Origin of the sequence: uncultured Tenacibaculum sp., assembly GCF_947498805.1 — a bacterium.
Taxonomy (GTDB): Bacteria; Bacteroidota; Bacteroidia; order Flavobacteriales; family Flavobacteriaceae; genus Polaribacter.
The window spans coordinates 200,229-223,129 of record NZ_CANMLT010000007.1 but is presented as its reverse complement, the minus strand read 5'-3'; the positions used below and the strand labels follow the sequence as shown (position 1 = coordinate 223,129).

The following is a 22,901-nucleotide window of genomic DNA, read 5'->3' as shown; positions in this document are numbered from 1 at the left end:
GTCTCTCCTGAAACTCTTGTTAAGTTACCTGTAAAAGTATCTCCTCCAACTAAACTTCCTGAAGTAATTTGATATGTTAAAGTTGGATCTGTTTCTCCATAAACTTTTGTTTTAGCATCCGCAGTAATTTCAATTACTCTTTTTCCTATTGTTAGGTTATTTGAAACATAGGTCAACGTATAGTTACTATTTAATGCTAAACTTCCTTGGTTTATTGCATACGCTCCTACAGACTCTCCTGAAACTCTTGTTAATGATCCTGTAAAAGCATCACTTCCTACTAAATTTCCTGTAGTAATTTGATATGTAAGTGCTGGGTCAGTATCACCGTACAACTTCGTCTTTCCGTCAGCTGTTACCTCAACAACTCTTTTGATAATACTAAAATTGGTATTTACACTACCTGTATAATCCCCATTTGAAGAGTTAACAGTTGCAAGTACCCTGTAATCTCCAGCATTTGTAGGTGGTGTTGCACTTATTGCATATACAGTTCCATTTCTACCTTCATATGTTACATCTATATCTCCAGCTGGAAGTGCAGGACTTAAACTAACATTTGGAGTTGCTGTGTAGCTTTTTAATGTTCCATCATATGTTAAATTTGCTGGTGCAGTAAAAGTAATATCTGAAGCTGTAATTGGTGTTTTATTTTCTATAACAAAAGAAGCTGTTTGACTTGTCAACCTACTTAAAATACCTTGTTGTATAGATGAACTTGAACCTTCTACAAACATTCCTGTTCGATCTACACCATTACCATTGGTTTCTTCATAGATACAAATTCCCGAACTACAAACAGTTCCTCCATTAGCATCTAGCGTCGGTTTGGTCATATCAACTGATATAGTGTATATACCTGCTGTTTCACCTGCCACTCTTTTAAGTGGAACATTGATCTTGAAGTTTCTAAAAGTAGGTAAATCTGTATGTGTATAAGTTAAAGCTGGATCTGTTGCTCCTACCGCTTTGGAAATATTATTAAGTGTAATGGTCACAGGTAATGCCTCTACTCGAATATCTCTTGCAAGGGCCGTGGGTGTGGTATATTTTGCAGGATCAGTTGGTCTGAAAGAAACACCTGCCTGATTATGATATATTGGGTTTGATACAATATTATTGGCAACAATATGAAAGTAAGAACCAGAAGTTACAGTTTGCCCTCCATATGTGTATACTAAAACTCCCTGTACAGGATTATTATTAGCATCTGTTGCGGTTGCTGAAAAGTAACTTGCTGGGATTAATCCTCCGTTAAAAATAACTTGTCCATTATAAGATAAATTCACCTGGCTTTTATTCACTACTAGGTTAAAATCCTTAGTAGTTGGATGGTAATTTTCTTGTGTTACAGTGACCCTGATTACATCAGTAACATCACCAATACCTCCAATAGTTATAGTATTACCCGAAATTATACTTCCCGAGTTATTAGAAGTAAAAGCATAGCTTATGCTAGCTCCATCTGGAGCTGTAACTGGCAGATTAAAGTTAGGGTTTATAGTTGTTTTAGTAATGTCAACAAACTGTGACAAATCGGCTGTTGCTGCATCAATTGTAAGGTTAATATCAACCGTTCTTGTATTGAAATTAACGTTTGCTGGAAGTGTAATACGAATCGTTTCTGCACCTGGTGTACCAAGCCTAAGCGTTGTACTGCTAATAGTACTACTGGTATTGAACCCTGTAGTTGCTAGGTTATTGGTATTTGTTGGATCTACAAATTGATATGTAATTGTTCCCCCTGTGTAATTGGTAGTACTCGGAGCTAGCGTAATATCTGCACTTCCAAATGTTGTATTAATATCTGCAATCGTAAATATTGGATTGGTTCTATTTATCGTAATCGTTACATCTTTAGTAGCCGCTTCAAAATTTTCATCCGCTACAATTGAAGCTCGAATGGTAACCGTTCCCACGCTTCCTGCCTTAAATTTGTTTCCGTTAAGTGTAGACCCAGTAATATCTCCAATTAACGAATATGTAATTGGACTTGTAGAATTGGTAGTAGCTCCCAAAGTAGTAACACTTAAATGCTCAACTGTTTGATTATTAAAATTAATCGTTGGCATCAATCGATCTTTAACTATTATAAAAGCTCCTTCACTTGGAGTGACAGTATTTGCTAAAATCTCTTGGTAACCTGTACCATCCGTTTTAATCTTATAAAGTGTTCCTAAATTGTTTGTGCCACCGGTAGTAGTACTTCCAAAAAGAGTTCCCCCATCAATTGTTAAAGAAGAAAAAGGTAATCTAGCACCTCCACTAAAAGGCCAATCATGGAGCGTACCATAATTAGTTCCGTTATCATTAATTCTAAAAAGAACACCAGCACTATTTGCCCCTCCTTCTCTCCAAATACCAAAAAGTTGATTTCCAACGGTTGTTAGAGTACTTAAGGATTCTCCTCCACTAAAACCAAAACGATGTACTAAGCTATAGCCTGTACCTGCTTGTGTTATCGTTGTTGGATCTATGGTAAATATTCCTCCTCCATTGGAGCTTGCAGTTCCCCATAATTTGTTATTTGCTAAAGTTAACTTAGCCCTTGGTTGTCCTGGCAATCCACTACTCGGAAATAAATAAGCCTCTGTATAACCTGTTCCATCTGAATTGATGCTATAAACACCTCCTGCAAAGGTGTGCCCTCCAAATTGTGTTACTCCCCAAAGCTTTCCGTTTGCTTCAGTAAGTCCACCAATAGGTGCAGCTAACTCTGAAAGTGTAAAATCTGTAAAAGAAAAACCACGTACCACGGTAAAATTGGTTCCATCTGTATTGATGGAAAAAATACTTCCACCTGCTGACCCACTGCCTGACCCTGGTCCTCCAGTAGACAATACTCCCCAGATTTTACCATTACTAAAAGTTAAAAAACCTGAAGGGTCGCTTCCTTCTGTTGTAGCATTGAAATCATGAACTTTGGTAAAACCTGTACCATCAGTATTTAAATTGAAGATAGTTCCTTTACCATTGGCTCCTCCTGCATTGGTTACACCCCATAATTTTCCATTTACTTGCAATAATTCACCCTTACCATCGGAACCAGTTGCAGTAGTATTTGCTGTAAAATTTACCAATGTTGACATGGTACTTTCATTTACAACTTTATATACTCCATTTGCATTGATACTTATTATTTCTGAAGGTGCAGAAACAGAAAAGAAAATGTCTTTCGTTGCTTCATTAAAATTAGCATCTGCTGCAACCGTAGCACGTACAGTTACCGTTCCTGCATTTCCAGGTGTTAAAATCTCATTATTAGTTCCTGAAAGTACATTACCATTTGCACTTCCAACAAAACTATACGAAATAGTTCCGGTTGAATTGGATATTGCTCCCAATGTCACAGCACTACTTCCAAAAGGAACTGTTTGATTATTAAATGTAATCGTTGGATTGGCTTTATTAATTGTAATTGTGGCTTGCTCTGTTCCTGAGTTGAAATTAGCTGCAGCTTCTTGATCTACACGTACTAAAACTGTACCTACGTTACCTGCTGTCATTATATTATTACCTGTTCCAGATAATGCACTTCCACCAGTAGACGTACCACCAGGCATAATAGTATAACTTCTCGCTCCTGGAGAAAGTGATGATGTAAGATTATTTAAATCAAATGCGGCAGCTCCAAAAGTGACACTAAAATCATTAAATGTTAAATTTGAAGGTGAGTTTACATTTTGTCTTGAAAAACTATATCCAGTTTGTTCATAAAATAATGCTCCACTACAATCAGTATAAGAATAGATGGTAAAGTAATACGTAGTTGCAGCACTTAATCCAGTAATACGAATATCTGGATTTGTGGATGTTCCTGCATAAACTATTTGCTCACCTCCTGTATAATTGGGATTTGAGGTTGGTAACGTATTACTTCCATCTGTTGGCGGGGAAAATGTATTAACGGTATTCATTTTTACTACATATCCTGTTACACCCGTTGCAGGTGAAAAAGATTTGAAATCCATAAAAGAATCTCCGACTTCAAAAAAGATCGCATTGCTTGCTACGTTTTGCACGGCACCACAAGTCGTGGCATTCGCCTTTACTCCAATAGCTTCAAAATAAAAGTTGGTTCCACATGGATTATATGCATACGATTTAAAAAAATATTGTGTACCTCCATTTGCATTTGTTAAGTTTGTAACTGTTAATGCGGGATTTACAGCGCTTCCTGCATAAATTACCTGTTGACCCGTACCAGAATAAGCTGCATTGACAGCTGGTAAAGTTCCAGGAACTGGAGGTGTAAAAGAATCTACTGTATTTATTAAAATTACTTGTCCTATAGCTCCACCTGCTCCTGAAGTAGAGTTTACACGCATAGAACTATGACTTATTTGGTCTATCGATAAAGCGGAAGGTACCACAGTTGGCGCACCATTACAAATCGTTCGCGTTCCTGTAGTTCCTGTATTCTCGAAAAAATTTCCTCCTAAACAAGTATTGTAGGCATATATTTTTACAAAGAAGTTTGTTCCAGCCGTAATTCCGGTTCCATTAATAGTTATATTAGGATTAACGGAAGTACCTGCATATACTACTTGTTCTCCTGCTCCTGAATTATATATCGTACTTGCGCTTGTTAAATCTGCATCTGTTGGAGCCGTAAAGCTATTGGTAGTATTGACTTTTATAACATATCCATTCGCACCACCTGTTGGAGCTGTAAAAGATGTAATACCAAAACTATCTATGGTATTATTTACCGTAACAATATTTGAAACTTGATTAGGTGCAATTAGTGCAGGATCACAAGCAAAAGTAGCTCCACTTATAGTAGCTCCATTACTAAAACTAAAATACCCATTACACTCGTTTGCAGTAGTTACTCTAAAGTAATAAGTTATGTTAGGGCTTAAGTCTGTAACTAATATATTTCCTGGTACTGTAGGTACTTCAAACCCTGTTGCTAATCTATTAGGTTTAGGAGAAGCATATATTACTTGTTGCCCTGATCCAGAATATACAGTTGATGGCGTAGTACCAGTAAGTGCATCAAATTGTGGATTTGGCAATGGATTAAATGTTGGACTATCGCTAATTTCTACTACATATCCCCCTGTAATACCACTAACTGCTGAGAAAGCATCAAATTGCAAATTGTCTCCTCCTGTAGTCGTAACATTTAAACCTGTAACATCCGCAGGGGTAGTACAAGTTGGGAAATCTTCACTTTCCAATACTATTGAATATGGTATTGGCGTACTTGATGTTGTTGTAATTTTAAGTACCATATAATTATCTGTTGTCCCTAAACTAATATTTGACATTCCATACCATCCCGCCTCAACAGATGGGTACCCTATTCCGTTATAAAAATTAGCTGTTGCTTGATTTAATAATCTAGGCGCACGAAAAGATGAAGCTACATTTCCATTGTAACCACCGGTTCTTAACTCATATTCCACTTGAATTGTTGCTGGATCATAACCGCTACTAATAAAAAGTTCTATAACATTTTGCGGATCAATACCTGGTAGTTTAGATATATTCCAATAATCAGGATCAGCATTTGAAACTGTTCCTGTAATAGTTGTTGGGCTACTCCATACAACACGTTGTGTACCGGCTTGATTTGCTTCATTATTTGGCTCTGTTTCTGTTTGTGCAAAAACGGAACCTACCATCATAAAAAACAAAAGCAACACATAATATATACTTCTATTTACCGGGGTTTTGTAATTCTGTTCCATAAGGGATTCATTAAAATTATACTTCTATTCGTATTTAATTTATTATTAAGGCAATCTATAAATTACCCTGTTAACTACTTTTCAAAACTACCTTATAAACAACCAAAAACAGTGTTTTTCATCTATACAAAGCTCTATACAAAAACACACATTAAAACACTTAAACACCACATAATTAATTAATTAACTATCAACTTAAAAACTCTACAATGGAGATACTTGCAGGAGCCTTTATTTTTTTGCGTAAACGATATCTATTTACAAAAACACTATCTACAGATATTCCCAAAACATTTGCTATTTCAGTATTGTCAAGACCTAGTTTTTCTAAAGCAATTAAACGTTCTTCTGATTTGGTAAGGTGAATATCTTTTTCTTGTATTTGCCTAAAAAACAATGGATATACCTGATTGAATTTTTCTTTGAAACTATACCAATCTTCTTGAGTTAGTATTTTATCAATGATTTTATCATGTAGTTTCTTAACTTGTTTATTAGCTCTGAGTTCTTCTTTTTGCTCATTAAGAAGTGTTTCTTGCTCTTTAACTTTAGAAGACAAGTTTTTAATGGTTTCTTTAAGTACAGCTTCTTTTTGAAGAAAGTCAAATTTATTCTTATGATTTCTTTTTTTGTAGTGAAGTTTTATAAGATAATGTGCTATAATTACTATTAGAATTGCAACTAACAATATGTATAAGAATTTACTTATAACTATTTCTGTATCCTTCTTTTGCTTTTGATTTTCTTTTTCCTTTTGAAGTACATTTGGCTTAAAAGTTTCTTGAACTATATCCTTAAACGTCGTTGTGACTACTTTCGTTTTATACTTGACAGTATTTGAATATATTTGAGCACTCTTTCCTGTAAAAGCAACACTAATCCAAACGCTACAACTTAAAATGACCAGTACATATTTACTATTTAAAAACATGTAGAGTTTTTTTAGTAAAACTATATGCTAGTACTACTAAATCTTTAAAAATAGGCTATACAATTTACTATACAAAAACAAAAAAAACTATAAATCAACTAATTAAATTAGCTTAAATATTCTGTAATAGAAACTTCTTTAGGAGCAGCTATTTTTTTTCGTAATCTATACCTACTCATAAAAATAGTATCTAAAGAAACTCCTAACATATTCGCTATTTCAGAATTATCCAAACCTAGCTTTTCCAAAGACACTAATCGTTCTTCTGCTTTTGTTAATTTGTAACCTTTGTTTTTTATATCAATAAAGAAATTAGGATATACACTAACAAATTTTTTCTTGAATATATACCAATCTTCTTTTGTTAAAATTTTTGTTGCTATTAAATCCTGAACAGAAGTTACTGCTTCTTTTTCCGTTACCTTTTCTTTTAACTCCGTTAGCTGCGATTGTAATTCATCTTGCTCTTTTCGTTTCTGAAGTAATTGATTTGTAAATTCGGTAAGTTCCTCTTTATTTTTCTTTATTTTTACTTGTAATTGCTTTCTTTTCTGTTTCCCACTCCACCAAATTCCTAATGCAATTAAAACTAATGAAAATAGGATTGCTATTAAGGAATTTCTTTTTCCTGCGGCTATTTTTTTCTCTGCTTCTAACTGTTGTATTTCATTTTCCTGTTTTAAAATCTCCTTTTCCTTTTGAGCTGTTTCAAATCTTGTTTGATGAAAAGCCAATGCATTCGTTAAGGATAATTTATTTATAGAATCTTTTAATGCTATGTAATTATTTTTATGTACCAATGCTTCTGTCTCTTTCCCCAATTTCTCATATACAGTACCTAATAGTTTTTCAACATCCAATAAATTATTATTTCTTTGGGTGTTCTTTTTAGCAAATTCTTTTGCACTTTTTAATAAGTTTAACGCCTCTTTTACTTTCCCTTTCTTTAACAAATAATTAGCCTTGTAAAGCTTAAATGACTCTATAATTTTTACATGTTTATTTTTTTCTTCAACTAGTAAAGTTGAATCATATACTTTATCTGCAGCTTTTAGATCATTTTGCGTTGTTTTTAAGCGTAATTCTAAATTTTTCAGAGTTATCTTGTTATAACTTTTCATCGAAATATCAGTAATAAACTTTTCATAATGCTTTGATGAATCTAAATATTCTTCAGCCAGCACTAATTTTTTATCATCTATTGCTTTACTTACAAGTGACAAATAAAAAAAAGTCAAACTTTTAAATGATTTATATGCTTTGCTTTTATCAATTAACTTTAAAAGCTTTTCATTCGCCAATTCTGAAAGTCCATTCCTTCTATAAACTAAATCTAGCTCTTTATTCACCAGAAACATATATTGATAATCTTTCAATATTTCATAGAGTACTGCAGCTTTTTCAAATTTGTCAATTGCTTTTATAAAATTTCCTGTATTAGAATATGCCTGACCCGCAAAAAAATATCCATCTGCCGCAAAAATGGAATCTTTAGAAACTAAAAACAGATCTGCCGATTTTTGATAATCCTTTATAGCTTTTTTATAGTTTAACTCTGAAAAATAAATACCTCCTCTTTTTAACAAAAGATGCGCTTCTGAATTTTCCTTTTTAAAATGCGGTTTAAAGTTCAACATAGAATCAATTAACCCCATTCCTTCTTTGTTTTCTCCCCTAATTAAATGCTGTTGAATCAAAAACCTTGACTTAGATGCCATTAAATCATACTCTTTTAATTCTTTAGCTAAAATCATATAATCTTTAAGCGTTGGAATTAATTCTTTATGATTCTCTCGAATCATTTGCCTAGACAACTTATCTAAAGCTTTAAGTTTTTCATTTTTATTACTCGTAATTTTAACAACTTGTTGCAGGGAATCGACTTTGGTTTGGCATTGAACTCTTGTTCCCAAAACCATAATAAACAACAAAATCAAAAAAGATAACTTACTCATATATAAAAAATTATGTAAAAATTAAGATTATATTCTATATATTGTACAGTAATCATCTGTTAAACCCTATTCTTTTTTTTATTTTTTTTTAGATTTGCCAAACAATAATTTTTGTCAATGCCCGAACAAAAAAAATCTGTTTGTGAAGAAAAGAATTTCGATTCTTTATTCACCTCCTACTACGAAACTGCTACAAACTACATTTATTATAAGTGTGGTAACTTGCAGCAAGCAGAAGATATTGTGCAAGACGCTTTTGTAAAAATTTGGAAAAAATGTGCTGAAGTTATTTATGAAACCGCACGTTCACTCCTCTATACCATATGTAATAATGCTTTACGAAATGAGTTTGCTCACAAAAAAGTAGTATTGAGACATGAAGCTATTCCAAAAAGCGATAGAGATCATGAAAGTCCAGATTTTATTTTAGAAACAGAAGAGTTTAGACAAAAACTTGAACATGCCATTGCTAGCTTATCTGAGAAAGAACGTGAAGTATTTTTATTAAGCCGTATTGACAAGAAAACCTATAAAGAGATTGCTGAAATAACTAACATTACTGTAAAGGCTGTTGAGAGAAGAATGAGTAACGCTTTTATCAATCTCAGAAAAATTTTAGGAAAAGATTTAAAATTATAATAGGGTAAATGAATAGTTAACGGTACAATAGATAAGAGCACTAAATAAAAGACATGAAAAAATACGAAACAGATACATCTTTTTTAGCCCGTTGGGCCGCAAATGAATTGAGTAAGGAGGAACTTACTGAATTCATGCAAACCGATGCCTATAAAGATTTTCAACGTATTAATGAAGTTGCTCAACAGTTTAAAGGACCTAAAATTGATACCAAGGCTGCTCTAGCTAGTACCAAAAGTAAAATGGTTAGAGAAACAGGTAAGGTTAGAACTTTAAATACTAAATTTTGGTATTCTATCGCTGCTTCAATTGCTATTCTTATTATTGGTTATTTTGCAGCCACCTCTACTAAAAACTATACTACCGGTATTGGAGAACAATTAGCTATTATGTTACCTGATGGTAGTGAAGTGCAATTAAACGCCAATTCTAGCATAACCCATAAACGTTTCTTTTGGAATTCAAATAGACAATTAAATTTACAAGGAGAAGCTTATTTCGAAGTACAGAAGGGAAGTGATTTCAAAGTAGAAACTTCATATGGTAATGTCACTGTTTTAGGAACCAAATTTAACGTTAAATCAAGAGCCTATATCTTCGAATTAAATTGTTTTGAAGGCAAGGTTCAATTTGATCAAAAAGGAACAAACAATCAAAAAATATTAACCGCTAATGATAAAATTTCAATAGAGAAAGAAATTATTTCGGAACATAAAACTAATACCACTAAACCTCAATGGATAGATAGTATTAGTATATTTAAAAACCGCCCTTTACAAGATGTTTTAAATGAGCTAAGTAGCCTATATGCTATTTCTTTTGAAATAGGAAGTATAGATACTTCTCAAACTTTCTCTGGAAGTTTTATTCATAATGATTTAGAAAAAGCCTTGAAAACAACCCTTACCCCAATGGGAATTGTTTACACTTTTTCTAATGACAAAACTATTATATCTTTACAATAGAATTTTACCCCAATCATGAACAAACTACTAAGTACAGCGATATTCCTTTTGAGTATTGTTCATCTCTCTTTTTCTCAAGAAAAGTTTAATGTTTATTATGATAATATTCCTCTACAACAAGTTATAAGTGATCTTGAATCTAAAACCAATGTTATTTTTTCTTACGCAAAAGAAGCTGTAAAGGAAAAGAGAATCAATCTCATAAAACAAGAAACTACCATTGATGCTATCATTCCTGAATTAACTCAACAAACAGGATTACTTTTTGAAATACTTTCTAAAAACCAAATTATTATTAGTAAACCTAGGAGAATTTGCGGATCTGTAATAGATAATAGTACCAATGAGGCATTACCTTATGCCAACGTATTTATCAATGCCCAATTATATACAACTACTAATGAGAGTGGTTTTTTTAGTTTTAAAAACCCACCCAACAACTCCGAAAAAATAACCATTAGTTTATTGGGTTATCAAAACAAAGAAATTACTTTAAGCACTAATGAAGGTTGCGTAAACATTCCGTTAAACACCATATCTTCTGAGCTTGATGAAGTAGTTGTTTTAGGATATATTACTTCTGGAATCGATAGAAACAAGGACGGTTCTATTTCTGTAGCCTCAAAGAAATTAGGGATTTTACCTGGTTTGGTAAGTCCTGATATTTCACAAAGTATTCAATTAATACCCGGTATTTCAACTTTAGATGAATCTGCTACAGGTATTCAAATCAGAGGTGGTTCACCTGATCAGAACTTGGTTTTATATGATGATATTAAATTATATAATACGGGTTACTTCTATGGAATGTTTTCTTTATTCAATCCTTTTGCTACTGAAAAAGCAACCATTTTTAGATCGGGTACCAGTGCTAGTTATGGAGATAGAATTTCTGGAATTATTGATATTTCAAGTGGAACCAATATTCCTCAAAAAACAGAAGGAGGGTTTGAAATAGACGGACTTTCTGTTAATGGATATATAAAAGCGCCATTATCAGACAAACTTGCGGTGTATGCTTTTGCTAGAAGGTCTTATAACAACATTGTAAAAACGCCTACTTATAATAGCTATGAAGACAAAATATTTACCAATTTCGGAGTTGTAAAAGATATTAACGGTAATACCTTAGTTCTTGAAACTGATGATGATTATAGTCCAGAAACTAGTACTAATGATTTTTCTTTTGCTGATTTCAATTCGAAATTAGTATACAAACCCAATGAAAAAAATACCATTGCAGTGAGTGGTTTATACACAAGAAATCGTTTAGACTTTGACTTTACAGGAGGTGATGAAATAGTAATTGATTCTTTAAAAACACAAAATAAAGGTTTGAGTTTCAATTGGACGCATATTTCTAGTGAAAAACAACAAGAAGAACTTACTGCCTATTATTCTGAATACAATTCTTTTTACCAAAACAATGAAATAAAAGATGAAACAGGTGATGGTATTAAAGAGTTAGCCGAAATAAGTATTAGAAAAAATGATATTGTAGATTTGGGGATTAACTTTACCTCTACCACACAAATCAAAGAGTTTCAAAAGTTAACCTTAGGATATCAACTTTCGTACACCGATTTAAATGTACTTATTAGTAAAGAAAATCCAGTAGATAATGAATTAGAACGCTCTCTACAAGATGACACCAATTTAAAAAATGCTTTGTTTGGCGAATATACTTTTAGTTTTCAAAACAAAGGTTTTATTAATGGAGGACTTCGATTGGTACATTACAATTCTTTAAATAAGTTCTTATTCGAACCTCGTATAAATTTTGAATATCCATTAAATAATCAATTGCGTATAAAAACGGCCATTGAAAAAAGAAATCAACCCATTTCTCAATTGGTAGAATTTAATCATACAGAGTTACGTTTAGAAAATGAATTATGGCGATTGTCGGATGGTGAACAGTTTCCTTTATTGAGCAGTAATCAAATTTCTGGAGGATTATTATATCATCATAAAAATTTAAGTATTGATGTTGATGCTTATTATAAAGAACTTGATGGCTTAACTACTTTTACTAGTGGATTTAGTAATCCTCTTGAAAACCTAGAAAAAGGACAAAGTACGATTAATGGAGTTGATATACTTTTAAAGTATAAATGGAATAATTATAAAATATGGGCAGGTTATACATTTAATGATATTACATTCAACTTCCCTAACTTAAAAGATACTCCAGAGAACTTTCCTGGAAACAACGATATTACCCATCATTTTAGAATTTCAAATACTTTACAACTTAAAAATTGGCAATTCTCTTTGGGATGGCAATATAGATCTGGAAAACCAATAACTCCTGTAAATAGTTATGTCATAAAAATAGATGCTGATAATGAGCCTGCTGGAGTCGTAAATTTTGGTTCTGTTAATAGCGATAGTTTACCTGATTTTCATCGCTTAGATGCTTCTATTTTACATGATTTTACTATTAATACTGGGAAGAAAAAGTTAAAAGCTCAACTGGGTGTTTCTTTCTTAAATATTTATAATCGCGTAAAGCCTTTAAATTTAATCTATAAAGCAGAACGTAAGCCCTTAGATGATGGAGGAATTGCCGTAGAAGGAACCACAGGATCAACTCCAGAAGAATTGGAGGTTATTTTAGAGCAAGTAATACAACGTTTTTCGTTAGGGTTTACACCAAACGCAGTATTTAGAATTCATTTTTAACAACTACTTTATAAAAGAAAAGCGCAAGTCGAATGACTTGCGCCGCATAAGCTCTTAGTGTTTGTTTAAAAATTATTCCCTGGTGTTTCAGGACTTTGAGCTTGTGCCTTATGGGGGGACAAGATCATGTAAGTTCCTAAGGCTGTTAATGCCGTATATTTTCCATACTTACCTAACTTCTTTAAAGCTTCTTTTCTGGTAAGTTTATCTTCTCTATCTTGGTGTTCCATTACTATTATTTCTTAAGAATTATCTTCTTACTTTTTGTTCCAATATTCGATTTAATGTTTACTACGTAAACTCCCACTTCAACTGATGGTAAAGCTATGCTATTTTTACCAATTCCTTCAAAACTATCTTTGTATACCAACATTCCTGCAGTGTTATACATCGTAACTTCAAATTCCTCTCCTTGTACTCCTTCTACAAATAGTATATTGTTTGTATTGTAGATCTTGATATCTATTTGGTTCAACTCTGGAGTTTCTTCTTGTCCTTTTGTATGTAAGTAGAATCTTCCAGCTCCATTTATAGATTTAGTTACCGTTAATGTATAGTCTTCTTCATTTAAGTTAATAACCTTCCCTAATTCTCTATCTTCTAAGTGCATCTCTGTACCCGATGGTAATGAAACCCCTTTTCCTGAAATAGTTACTGAAACTCCTTCTTTTACGTTGATTCCTATTGGAATGATATAAGTCTCTTTTGAATTACTAGGTAAAGATTGATAAGTAAAGTTCTTTTCTGAGGAACCATCTAATAACCTAGTATAAATATCCAATCCAGCTCCATCAAAATTTCCTATGTCATAACCTGCATCTAATCCGCTTGTAGCATTATTTCTATAACTAATACTAGTATTTACTTGAACTCCTTTAGAAGCTATTGATAACCCAATGGTTGGAATATTTGATCCTTTACTAAAAGTTCCTCCTGTAGCAGGTTGCACCATTCGCTGTGTTTGTTTGAAAGTCATGTTACTAGCACTACCTGTCGTTTTTACAAAGAATCCTTGTCCTGGAGCCAATGAACTCTCCTCACTTACCAAAGTTTTAGCAATGTATTTGCTTTGTCCATTATCCCAAACATACACTCCTATGTAAGCTGGATCAAAACTTGCCAAATTATCATTGATAAAGTTGGTTCCTGAGTTTTCATTGATTGGTAAAAATGCTGTATACGGATTTCCAACTGCATTCCATTCTGACACTACCACTGATTTGTTTACATCTACTGTTTCAATAGTTCCTGTAAAACTTACTGAACCATTAGTTGCTCTTGAAATCGCATAGCTTTGTCCTTTTTCGAAAGTAATACTGTTTGATGCTAAATCATCTATCGTATAATATACCCATTTGTCTCCAGTAGGTCTGGTATCATCATAATATCCTACGGCATATCTATTAGGTGTAACGGTAGTATTTACGCGAATATTATTTGCTGAATTTTCAACAAAGTCTTTTACACTTTGACCAAATACTGGTGCAGCAACAATACTCCACTGATTGGCAATCAATCCTCCACGCTCGTATGTTACTTGTCCGTTTGAAGTTCCTTTTACAACCAAACTTGCACTAGTTGATGCTATTGATTTCATTGTAAAAGTTCCATTATTCGTAAAATTACCATTCACTACCACTCCCCCGTTTTCATTGATATCAAACGATGTAAAAGCATCTGTATATAAATCATTTGTTTCTAAGGTTCCAGAATTTACCTCTGGGCTGTTTGTTCTGTATGGTACTAAAACATTTTGAGTATTTTGAGGTAGTGCATTTCCAATCCAATTTGCTGCTTCATTCCAATTGCTTCCATTTACACCAGACCAAACAACCGAATTACAATTTTCACTGAAGTTTGCGGTTGCATCTTTTTCCCATGTTGACAAATATCCTGCAGATGCATCATCTACTTCAATACAAGTCAATCCAGTATTAAAACGTCCAAAGAAGTTAGTTATTAAATGGTTGTTACCATTTCTAACATCTAATGCAACTAATAAATTTTGAGATACTGAAAGATCTTCTAATTGTACACATGAGGTTACATCAAGCGTAGTTAAATGATTCTTACTTACTCTTAGTTTCTTTAGGTTTGGATTGTTTAAAACTAAGTCTGCAATTTTATTCGAACGTAATTCTACTTCTTCTAAAGCAGTATTACTAGTAAAATTCATTGCTATTAAATCATTCTCGGCTGCATCTAAGATTTTTAAGTTGGTATTACTACTAATATCTAAACTTGTTAAATCATTATAATCAACATTTAACGATTCAAGAGCCGCAAAGGCCTCAATCCCTGTTAAATCAGTAATATCTAAACGATTTAAATCTAAGTTTATAACAGTTTTAATCTTCTCTGTATATACCTGATTATCATTAGCAATTCCGTTTCCTAAACTTGTAGTATATCCTAAAGCAACTACATTTCCATCAGCATCATGAGTTTCTAAATAATTTTCGAAATTAGTATCAGCAATATATGTTAGATCACAGTATAATGAGAAACTTGCTGTTGCATCTTTTACCCAAATGTCTGGAAATAACTGAACTACTTTATCGGCTTTTATACAGGTTAACCCAGGATTTCCTTGCCCATCAAACCAAGTGAAATTATCATTATTTCCATTAGCTACATTTAACGAAGTTAATTGATTATTAGCTATACGTAATTGTACAATACTTGGATACATAGAGATATCTAATTCAGTAAAATTATTATCATTAAGATTTAATAATCTCATTAATGGATTGTTAGAAATATCTATAGAATTAATACCTGTATTAGAAACACTAAGTGTATTTAAACTACTTAACATAGAGATATCAACATTACCTAAGTTAGAATTTCCATCTAGATATATTTTTTCCAGAATTAAATTATTACTTAAATCTAAACTTGCTAAGTTATTATTAGCCAATGTAACGTTGGTTAGCTTTGTGTTTTTACTTAAATCAATACTTGTTAAATTAGCATTATTACGACATCCTAAAAACCACATATCTCTAAAATCTTCGATACCTGTCATGTCTTCTACTAGTCCATTATGTAAGTTAAATCCTTCAGAAACTTCTACTAAAGCTGTATATACATAATCGTCCATAACTCCATTTCCATAACCATTATTTTCTAAGAACGTTTCAAAAGCATCATCTGGAACGTAAGTCATTCTACAATACTCTGCATAGTTCGCAGTTGCATCTTTTAACCAAGTTCCTAATAAGGCTGCAGCTGTTGGATCATCAACTTCAACGCAAGTTAAACTTGGATTTCCTGTAACATCCACATTGTCTAAATCTGTATTATTACCACTTCTTAAATTCAATCCTGTAAGTAGTGAATTCTTACAAGATAAGTTATCTAAGGTGTTCTGCTTTACTAAATCTAAATATGTTAACGGTGTACTATCACACTCTAATGTGCTTAAGTTTACGTTATTACTCAAATCAATTTCAGAAATACTAGTAGAACTAAACGATAAATAGCGAAGTTCAGAAAGATGAGTTATCTCTAAACTTCTTAATGGATTTACGCCACATTCTAGGTTCTCCAATAATGGATTATTTGCAATATTTAATGAAGTGATATTGGAATTCTCACAATATAGAGATGTTAAATTAGCTTGATTGCTTACATCTATTGTTCCTAATCTATTATTCGTAACTGTTAAACTTGTTAAATCATTATTACTAATATCTAAACTCGTTAAATTATTATCTCCTACATTTAAGAATTTTAATCCTGTATTTGTTGAAACATCTATAGCTGTTAAACTATTATTTGCAGCCTCTACTCCTTCTAATACTGTCAAACCATTAATATTTAAACTTGTAATTCCTGTATTCTCAAGAGTTACACTTTCTAAAAGTGTATTATTACGTAAATCTAAATCGGTATTAGTTAATGTGTTATTATCTGCCCAAAAACGAATTAAACTTTTGAAATCCTCTATTCCTGCAAAATCCTCAATCCCCTCATTTCTTGGAGTTAATAATTGAATGTTTTCAATTTTTCCTGTTGGCACTAAATTATCGTCAATAATTCCATTACCTAAACTATTTGAACTTCCTAAAGCAACCGATCCACCAAATTCATTATGTGTTTCTAAATAGGCTTCAAAGTTTGCATCTGGTATGGTTGTAAATCTACAATACTCAGCGTAATTCGTTGTCGCATCCTTTTCCCAATTAGAAGCTGATAAGTAAGCCGCATTAGGATCATCTACTTCAATACATGTTAAATTAGAATTATTTCTAGCATCCATATCTTCGAACGCATCATTGTTCCCATTCTTAAGATTTAAATACGTAAGATTGGTATTTCCGTAACACGATATATCATTAAGTTTAGTATTATTTGAAATATCTAATGAACTAATATTTAATTCGTAAGCAAATAAAGTTTCCAAATCAGTAAGCATACTAATATCCAATTCATCAATAGGATTTCTTCCGATACTTAAAGATTTTAATGCCAAATTATTTTCTAAATTTAAGTTGGTAATGGCATTATGAGAAGGTTTAAAAGATTCTAATACAGTAAGGTTACTTATATCAATGTTTGCAATATTATTCTCATGAAACTGTAGATCTTTTAATAATACATTATTACTAACATCCAAACTTGTTAAATTGTTTTCAGATAGCACTACATCATCTAAAGCAACATTGGTAGATATATCAATTGTATTTAAATCACATTCGTATAAATATATCTCTTTCAGTAAAGTTAACCCAGTTATATCAATACTTTCTATATCTAAATCGTTACACCTAATTTCATCTAGTTTTGTATTTGATGTTAAATCCAAATTAAGATTAGCTGTAGTATTATTTCTATGGATAAATCTTTCTAAATCAGCAAAATTTTCTAAACCTGTAAAATCTGCAATATTAAGATTGTATAATCTTAGTACCAATACCGAATTTATAGCAGCAGTAGTTACATAATCGTCATTTGCTATTCCGTTCCCCATACTTGTTGGATCTCCAATAGTAACAGTACCACCTGTAGCATTATGAGTTTCTAAATAATTTTCAAAATTATCATCTGGTACATACGTCCAATTACAATCGTCTCTAAAAACAGCAGTAGCATCTTTTAACCAACCAGTTAAAAAACCAGCTGTTGGATCATCAACTTCAATACAGGTTAAATTTGGACAACCATCTACCTCAAACTCAGTAAAACTACTGTTGTTCCCGTTTCTAACATTTAACGATGCTAATTCATTAATATTTCTCGCGCTAAATTCTGTTAGTTTGGTGTTTTTACTAATATCAATTGAAGTGATATTCGTTTCATCTAAATTTAAATCTTGAAGATTTGCTAAGTGACTTACATCGTAAGAACTCAAAGGGTTTCTACCTAAACTCAATGTTTCTAATAACGTATTATTCTGAGTATTTAAGGCAGTAAATTGATTTAAAGAAGCCAAAATTCTTGTCAGCTTTACATTTGCACTGACATCTATAGTACTTAAAGTGGTTTCGTGAATTTGTAAATCTTCTAATAGCACATTCGTACTAATATCTAAACCAGATAAATTATTTGTTGAAATAATTAAATCTTTAAGAGCAGTATTCGTAGAAAGATCAACAGAAGTTAGACTGTTACGCGATATTTCTAATCTTTCTAAATCAGCTAAATCGGTAACATTAATACTCGTTAATCCCATACCACTAGCTTCAATTCTCTTCAATTTTGTATTGGCTGTAAGATCTAAATCTTTATCAGTTAATGTATTATTAAAAAGAAAAACAACTTCTAAAGAAGAAAAAGCTTCTAAACCGGTTAAATCAGTAACTCCCTGAAATCCAATAAATAAATCAGTGACGTTTTCAATATTCGCAGTTTTCACATGATTATCATTGGCGATACCGTTCCCCATACTTGTTGGATCTCCTATAGCTACGTTATTATTATTCGCATCGTGAGTTTCAAGGTAATCTTCAAATCTATCATCAGGAACATAGGTCCAATTACAATCATCACTAAAATTAGTGGTTGTATCTTTTTCCCATCCAGATAAATAGCTTGCAACAGGGTCATCAACTAGAATACAAAATAAGTTTGGATTTCCAGTCACATATAGCTCTATATCACTACTATTATTACCATTTTTAAGATTTAAAGAAGTTAGTGCTCCATTTTGACATTCACCATATTCAAAATTTGGACTATTACTAAAATCTAATTCAGCTACTTGACTTCCATGGGTATAAACTTCAATTAATTTTGTTAGTCCTGATAAATCTAACGACGTTAAGGATGTATTTCCATTTACTCCTATGTCTTCTAAATTCACATTTTGAGAAACGTCTAATGATGTTAATGTTGGAGTGTCTTCAATGAACAAATCAGTAAGATTTATCAATCCACTCACATCCACAGTTGTCAATTGATTTTCTCCACAACTTAAGGTTTGTAAAAGCGTGTTATTGGATACATCTAATGTAGTCAATGCATTATCTCCACAATATAGTCTGGTTAGATTGGTATTATTACTTGTATTAAGTGCAGTTAAACCATTTTTCCTTATCCTAAAATCAGAAAGCATTAAGTTTGAACTTATATCTATCGTGATAAAGTTATTGCTATCTACATTTAAATAATTTAGGTTAGTGTTAGAGCTCAAATCTATTGTAGATAAATTATTATTTCCAAGCCATACTCTTCCTAAATTTGTCAAATTAGAAATGTTTATGCTTGTAAGTCCCATATCACTACAGGTAATTTCCGTTAAATTCGTATTTGCAGTTAAATCTAAACTAGCAACCGTATTTCTATAAGCTTGTAAGGTTTTTAAGGCTTTGAATTCCTCTAATCCTGTAAAATCAGTAATTCCTAAATTGGAAATATTTAGATAAGTTATGTTTTGAATTCTTTCTGTACCAACTTTATCATCATTTGCTATTCCATTCCCCATACTCGTTATGTCACCTAATGGCACCACTCCTCCTACTGAATTATGAGTTTCTAAATACGCTTCAAAATTATCATCTGGCACATTCGTTTCGGTGCAAAACAATTTATATTCCGTTTGAGCATCTTTTCTAGTGAATGTGGTATTAGCATAAGTCACATCATCAACCGTAACACAAGTTAACCCTGGATTATTTCTAATATCAAAATCATTTGGATTTAGATTTGTATTGTTTCCGTTATGAATATTTAAATAGGTTAACTGATTATAAGCGATAGACAAATCTTCAAGCATTGTATTTTTTGAAACATCTAAACTGGTAATATTATTACTCTCTGCAAATAATTCAACTAATTTTAAGTTATTACTAACATCTAAACTGCTTAAGTTATTTTCATAGACTTGTAACTCTAGTAATTCTGGATTTTGAGAAACATCTAAAACGGTAAGCTGGGTATCGACACAGTCTAAGTCTATCAATAATGAGTTTTGTGTTACATCTAAACTTCCTAATGGATTACTATAACAATATAAGTTTTTTAATGCCAAATTATTTGTTACATCTAAACTACTAAGTTGATTACTACTACAACTGAAAGTTTCTAAAAGCAAGTTTTGAGAAACATTTATGCTTACAATTTGATTATTTCCACACCTTAAAGTTTTTAGTGATGGATTCCCTGAAAGATCTAAACTTGCCAAGCTATTTCTACCTAACTCTATAGTTTCTAATACTGCATTTTGAGAAAGATCGATATTTGTTAATTGATTTTCATAACATCTAAAAGTTTGCAAAGCAATAAAACCCTCAATCCCTCTAGCGTCAGAAATTGTTAATCTTGAAATATCTAAAGAAGTAACACCGGAAATATTTGAAGTGTATACTTTATTATCATTTGCTATTCCGTTCCCCATACTGGTAGCGTCACCAACTGAAACTACATTTCCATCAGCATCGTGCGTTTCTAGATAATTCTCGAAATTGTCATCAGGAACGTTTGTTTCTCCACAATCCAAACGAAATGTCGCTTCACTATCCGTATTCCACGTATTTAAGTATGATGCCGTAGGATCATCAACTTGAATACATCTCAGTGTCAATGTATTTAATTCAGTATCAAAATGGGTAATATTTGCATTGTTTCCATTCTGAATATTAATTCCAGACATATCCGATTCACGAGCAGAAAAACTAGTCAATGCAGTATTATTTGATAAGTTTAAATAAAAACCAGAGGCTCTATCAATCGATAATTTTTCTAATAATACATTCTGACTAACATCTAAACTTCGTAAACTTGTATCATTAGCACTCAAATCCTTTAAATTGACTAAGGGGCGCACATTGATAGGGATAATTTGATAATTATCATCAATATTAAGAACCTCAATGGTTGTATATGCTGAAACATCAAAAGAAGTAATATTATTTCCTCCAATGTTTAATTCTTTAATAACGGTATTGTTTCCAAGATTTAGTGTTGTACTATTCGCTTTATTATAAATTAGCTTTTCTATTTTTAAATTGCTAGATAGATTTAATACTGCAAAAAAGACATCATGAATATATAATTCTTTTAATTCTGGTAGTTGAGAAAAATCAAACTCATTAAAATTATTTTCTGAACAATCTAAAACCTCTAATGATTCAAATGCTTCTAATCCATCAAGTTCTCCAATACTATTTCCTGAGATGTTTAACGAAGTAACATTCTTAATTCTTGAAGTAAGTACTTTTCCATCATTTACAATTCCATTCCCCATACTATTTGGACTTCCTACGGGAACCACATTTCCAGCAGCATCATGGTTTTCTAAATGATATTCAAAATTGGTATCTGGAATATTTGTTGTACTACAATCTTCAGCAAAAGACGCAGTCGAGTCTTTTTGCCAACTACTCAAGTAACTAGCCGATGCATCATCAACCTGAATACAAGTAAATTGATTATTTCTTACGTCAAAGGAAGTAATATTGACATTATTACCATTTTGAACATTTAAATTAGTCAAATCACTGCTATTGGCTGATAGACTAGTTAACACTGAATTATTAGAAAGATCAACATCAAAACCAGATAATCGATCAATACTTAATGTTTCTAATACTGTATTGCTTCTTAGGTTAATACTATTGATTGCCATATCATCACAAATCAAGTTTACTAAACTTGTTAAGGCTGAAAAATCAATCGTACTTATATTGTAATTCGTACTACAATTTAAATCTGTAAGATCAGATAAATGGCTTAAATCAATACTGGTTAAATTATTATTACTAAAATTTAAGTTTTCTAATGCAGTAATACTCCCTAAGTTCAATGTTGTTGTTCCATTCTTTGAAATATTTAATATCTTTAACTTGACATTAGCACTAACATCAATACTCGTATTACTATTATCAGAGCAATCTAAAGTTTCCAGATTCACATTTGCCACAACGTTTATAGAACTCATTCCATTTGTCGCACAATACAATTCTTTTAATGCTAGATTATTAGAAAGATCAAAATCACCAACACCATTGTTAGAGAAATCTAAAATCTCTAAAGCAGTAAAATCTTCAATTCCTGTAATATCAGCAATCATCTTAGAAGAGATATTTAAAGATGTTATTGAAGAAATATTCGCAGTGGTAACATAATTATCATTAGGTGTCCCGTTCCCCATTCCATTAGCTTCTAAATAAGCTTCAAAATTATCATCAGGAACATGGGTTTCCTGGGCAATTACTAAATTACTGAATAGTAAAAATAAAAATGGAAGTAATTTTATTTTCATTTGAGCGGTTTGTGAGGTTATAGTATTAAATAAAGTAGTGTTAAATGCTTTTTAGGTTAGACCAATTCTACCTTGATTATTTTCATTTTATGTCCATTGAATGCTTTCTCTAATCGAACTTTAGACAACCAAAATAATTTCCCTTTGTGAAGCAATGGTAAAATCAAAAAAATCTTTCTTCTAATTCTTACCTTATGCTTTCTCCTCCTTCTTATTTTTATTTCCATCCTTGATTAACATTTATGGTTATAAATTATAATCAAAGAAAAAAACTATTGAATAAATAATAGAGTTTTAGTCCGGACAAAAAGCGGACAAACA

General features: G+C 31.8%; 8 protein-coding genes. 3 read left to right on the top strand and 5 right to left on the bottom strand.

Annotation, left to right across the window (positions count from 1 at the left end):
• The 3 genes from Q0873_RS15225 to Q0873_RS15215 form a co-directional block, all read right to left on the bottom strand.
• Positions 1-5,699 (bottom strand): MBG domain-containing protein (locus Q0873_RS15225; RefSeq protein ID WP_299108855.1); only part of this gene is annotated, 5,699 nt, incomplete at its 3' end.
• A gap of 190 nt (positions 5,700-5,889) precedes the next feature.
• Entirely contained in the window at positions 5,890-6,630 is a 741-nt protein-coding gene (locus tag Q0873_RS15220; RefSeq protein ID WP_299108853.1) for a hypothetical protein, read from the bottom strand.
• A gap of 107 nt (positions 6,631-6,737) precedes the next feature.
• Positions 6,738-8,585: a tetratricopeptide repeat protein gene (locus tag Q0873_RS15215; protein WP_299108851.1), complete on the bottom strand. Its 1,848-nt coding sequence runs from the start codon at positions 8,583-8,585 to the stop codon at positions 6,738-6,740.
• A 117-nt stretch (positions 8,586-8,702) separates the two neighbouring features.
• On the opposite strand from Q0873_RS15215, the gene Q0873_RS15210 reads away from it, so the two are divergent.
• Genes Q0873_RS15210 through Q0873_RS15200 form a run of 3 tightly spaced genes read left to right on the top strand, consistent with a single transcriptional unit; the run spans position 8,703 to position 12,874 of the window.
• A complete protein-coding gene (locus Q0873_RS15210; protein ID WP_299108849.1) occupies positions 8,703-9,224 on the top strand; it encodes an RNA polymerase sigma factor in 522 nt (173 codons plus the stop codon).
• Positions 9,225-9,277: 53 nt separating this feature from the next.
• Positions 9,278-10,189, top strand: coding sequence for a FecR family protein (locus Q0873_RS15205; RefSeq protein WP_299108847.1), 912 nt, complete (start codon positions 9,278-9,280; stop codon positions 10,187-10,189).
• A gap of 15 nt (positions 10,190-10,204) precedes the next feature.
• Positions 10,205-12,874: a TonB-dependent receptor gene (locus Q0873_RS15200; RefSeq protein WP_299108845.1), complete on the top strand. Its 2,670-nt coding sequence runs from the start codon at positions 10,205-10,207 to the stop codon at positions 12,872-12,874.
• 65 nt (positions 12,875-12,939) lie between these two features.
• Here Q0873_RS15200 and Q0873_RS15195 read toward each other — a convergent pair whose 3' ends face one another.
• Entirely contained in the window at positions 12,940-13,104 is a 165-nt protein-coding gene (locus tag Q0873_RS15195) for a hypothetical protein (protein ID WP_299108843.1), read from the bottom strand.
• 5 nt (positions 13,105-13,109) lie between these two features.
• The gene (locus Q0873_RS15190; RefSeq protein ID WP_299108841.1) at positions 13,110-22,580 is read right to left on the bottom strand and encodes a T9SS type A sorting domain-containing protein; all 9,471 of its coding nucleotides are present in this window, start codon (positions 22,578-22,580) and stop codon (positions 13,110-13,112) included.
• Positions 22,581-22,901 lie beyond the last annotated feature (321 nt).

What these genes read in the sequence shown, in the direction of transcription:
- Q0873_RS15220 (WP_299108853.1), bottom strand. Translation starts at nt 6,630, where the DNA reads ATGTTTTTAAATAGTAAATATGTACTGGTCATTTTAAGTTGTAGCGTT.
- Q0873_RS15215 (WP_299108851.1), bottom strand. Translation starts at nt 8,585, where the DNA reads ATGAGTAAGTTATCTTTTTTGATTTTGTTGTTTATTATGGTTTTGGGA.
- Q0873_RS15210 (WP_299108849.1), top strand. Translation starts at nt 8,703, where the DNA reads ATGCCCGAACAAAAAAAATCTGTTTGTGAAGAAAAGAATTTCGATTCT.
- Q0873_RS15205 (WP_299108847.1), top strand. Translation starts at nt 9,278, where the DNA reads ATGAAAAAATACGAAACAGATACATCTTTTTTAGCCCGTTGGGCCGCA.
- Q0873_RS15200 (WP_299108845.1), top strand. Translation starts at nt 10,205, where the DNA reads ATGAACAAACTACTAAGTACAGCGATATTCCTTTTGAGTATTGTTCAT.
- Q0873_RS15195 (WP_299108843.1), bottom strand. Translation starts at nt 13,104, where the DNA reads ATGGAACACCAAGATAGAGAAGATAAACTTACCAGAAAAGAAGCTTTA.
- Q0873_RS15190 (WP_299108841.1), bottom strand. Translation starts at nt 22,580, where the DNA reads ATGAAAATAAAATTACTTCCATTTTTATTTTTACTATTCAGTAATTTA.